This window comes from Amycolatopsis sp. NPDC114478, from assembly GCF_055633805.1.
Genome location: NZ_JBVKDO010000055.1, coordinates 1 through 2,943 on the forward strand (window position 1 = coordinate 1; position 2,943 = coordinate 2,943).

Sequence of the window (2,943 nt, forward strand, 5' to 3'; positions counted from 1 at the left end):
TCCTGTGGGCCATGCTCCGCGACGACGCTGGCTACCACGCTTCACCTCCGATTTCGGTGGCTGCGTGACTTGACAACCCCCATTGGGAAGTCCTTCCCACCCGCCCCTCCCACGCCGCCGAAACCGCGCTCGAGCCTGCGCGTGGTGCTGGTGCTGATCGCCGTCGCGGTGCTCGGGGTGGGGGCCGGCGCCTACGGGTTGGGCCGGATGGTCCTGGGCTACCACGCTTACGTGATGAAGAGCGAGAACTCGCGCCCGACCCTGGCGCCCGGCGAGCGCCTGGTCGTGCGCCAGGACGACGGCGCCGAGGTGCACCGCGGGGATCTCGTCGCCATCGACCTGAGCGCGTACGCCGAAGCGAGCACCGGCGGAGTCAGCATCGTCCGCGTGGTCGGGGTCGCCGGGGACACGGTCGCCTGCTGCACCGGCGACCACCTCACGGTGAACGGCAAACCGATCACCGAGCCCTACATCACCCCCGGCCACGAAGGTCTCTTCCCGTTCTCCGCCAAGGTTCCCGAGGGCACGGTCTTCGTCGAAGGCGATAACCGCGGCAACTCCGCCGACTCGCGGTACAAGGGGGCCCGTGCGGCTATCCGGCGTCACCGGGTTCGTGGTCGCCACCGGCACGGTCGCCGCGCCGAAGCCGCTGACCCCGGTCACCGCGTTCACCGACGCGGGCCTACCGGGAGCCCCGTACGCCGACGGCACCCTGACCACCCTGCGGTGGTGGATCCTCGGCGGGCTCCTCCTGGTCGCCGCGGCCGTCATCGGGCTGATCGTGACCGCCGTCCGGAGCGCCGGAAGACGACGAAGAGCAGCCGCAACCCCACCAGTGCGCTGATCACCAGCAGGTTGTAGCCGAACACCTGGTGCAGCGTCAGTTCGGCGACGACGCGTGGCCCGCCTTCGCCGGTCAGCAGCAGGACGGCCATCAGCCCGGTCGCCGCGCCGACGAACGCCAGCAGGACCTCGTGCACCAGCGTCGTGACGACGTCGCGGTCGCGCTCGTCGGAGAACAGCCGGACGTTCACCGACAGCCGGCCCTCCTCCAGCGCGGCGCCGATGCGGTCGACGCGGCGGGGCAGGCGGCGCAGCACCGGCAGCAGCGCCATGACCTCGGTGAGCGCTGTGTGGCGCAGCGAGTCCGGCCGCAGCCGGGCGCCGACCTGCTCGGCGGCGAACGCGCGGGACTCGGCCAGGACGTCGAACGCGGGGTCCAGCGCGGAAAGCGTTCCCTCGACGGTGGCGAGCGCCCGGAACACCGCGGCGACCGGCGGCGGCACGCTCAGCCGGAAGTCCGCGACGACCCGGAACAGGCTGGTGAACAGGTCGAGGCCGGGGGAGCGGCCGGGGCCGAAGTGGCGGGCGACGAGCGCGCCGAGCGCGCGGTCGAGGCGCTGCTCGTCGATGTCGCCGGTGCGGTCGACGATCTCCAGCAGGCCGTCGCGCAGGGCCGCCGGGTCGCCGCGGTCGAGGGCCAGCACCAGGTTCTGCATGCCGCCGCGCAGCCCGGTGTCGAGGCGGCCGACCGAGCCGAAGTCGAGCAGGCCCAGGCGGCCGTCGGCCAGCAGCATGAGGTTGCCCGGGTGCGGGTCGGCGTGGAAGACGCCGCCGATCAGCACCTGGTCGAGCAGGCACCCCAGGAGCGCCCGCGCGAGCCGCTTGCGGTCGGCCGCCGGGGCCGTTTCCAAGGGCTTGCCGTCCAATCGGGACATGACGAGCACGCGCTCGGTGGACAGTGCTTTGTGGACGGACGGCAGCGCGACGTCCGGGCACGAAGTGGCGGCCACGGCAGCGATGTTGCGGGCTTCGATGGTGAAGTCGAGCTCCTCGGCCAGCGCTTCGGCGAACCCGTCGGCGAGTTCGGCGACCCCGAGTGAGCGCGCCCAGTCCGCGCGTTCCTCGAGGGCCGCGGCGACCCGGCGGACGATGTCGAGGTCGCGTTCGGCCTGCTCCCGCACCCCCGGGCGCTGCACCTTGACCACGACGTCCTCGCCGCCGCGCAGCCGGGCCCGGTAGACCTGCGCGACCGACGCGGCGGCCAGCGGTTCCGGGTCGAACTCGGCGAAGACGTCGTCGGGTGAGCCGCCGAGCTCTTCGGTGAGCACGGCCCGCACGGCGTCGGCCTTCGCGGGCGCGACCCGGTCCTGCAGCTTCGCGAGCTCGTCGACGAACACCGGCGGCAGCAGGTCCGCGCGCGTCGAGAGCAGCTGGCCGAGCTTCACGAACGTCACGCCGCCCTCCTCCAGCGCGCGGCGCAGCGACCGGGCGAGCTCGGCGTGCCGGACCCCGGGGTCGCGACGGCCGGCGAGGTGGCGGCCGAGGCCGTGCTTGAGCGCGATCCGGCTGATCTGCGAGTACCGGCGGGCGCGCCGGAGCTTGGCGCGCAGCGACCGCGGCCGGAACCCGCCCGGCAGGGCCAGCTCGGCGACGAACAGGAAGATCAGCGTCGCGAGGAAAGCGCTGCCGCCAACGGGATCAGCAGGCCGACGGCCGCCCCGCCGTTGTGCAGCAGGGAAACCGGGAACGCCCGGCCGATGCCGCCGGCGACGAGCCAGCCGAACGCGGCCCCGCACAGCGCGCGGACGGCGCCGATCCGCACGCCGAGCACCCGCCGGGACGCGACCACCAGCGGCCACAGCACCAGCGCGTAGAGCGGGAGGGTCAGCAGGCCCAGCAGGATGTCCATGGGACGAGCAGACCACCTCGGCCCATCCGGACGGCTCACGCGGCGGCGGGATGCGGCTCCCTCCGGCGAGGGAGCTACTTTCGGCCGTGGCCGGGGTGTCCGTGGACTTCTAACCTGGTCGCGCGAACCACGGTTGAGTGTTCTCTAAACGGACCTGAGGAGTCTCAATGAGCGTGTCAAGCGGCAGCTGTGGCCGTGCCCGGTGGTGAAGGATGGAATTCACGGCCGTCGCGCAGCAACGCCCAGACGAC

At 73.0% G+C, this 2,943-nt stretch carries 1 protein-coding gene and 1 pseudogene; one reads left to right on the forward strand and one right to left on the reverse strand.

Features of this window, described 5'->3' with window-relative positions:
• Nucleotides 1–144 precede the first annotated feature (144 nt).
• Entirely contained in the window at nt 145–861 is a 717-nt protein-coding gene (lepB, locus tag ACZ7OH_RS51820; protein WP_470287726.1) for a signal peptidase I, read from the forward strand.
• On the opposite strand, the pseudogene ACZ7OH_RS51825 reads toward lepB, so the two are convergent.
• Nucleotides 768–2,692: pseudogene (locus tag ACZ7OH_RS51825) on the reverse strand (ABC1 kinase family protein). The gene lepB and the pseudogene ACZ7OH_RS51825 overlap by 94 nt on opposite strands.
• Between the last annotated feature and the right edge of the window lie 251 nt (nt 2,693–2,943).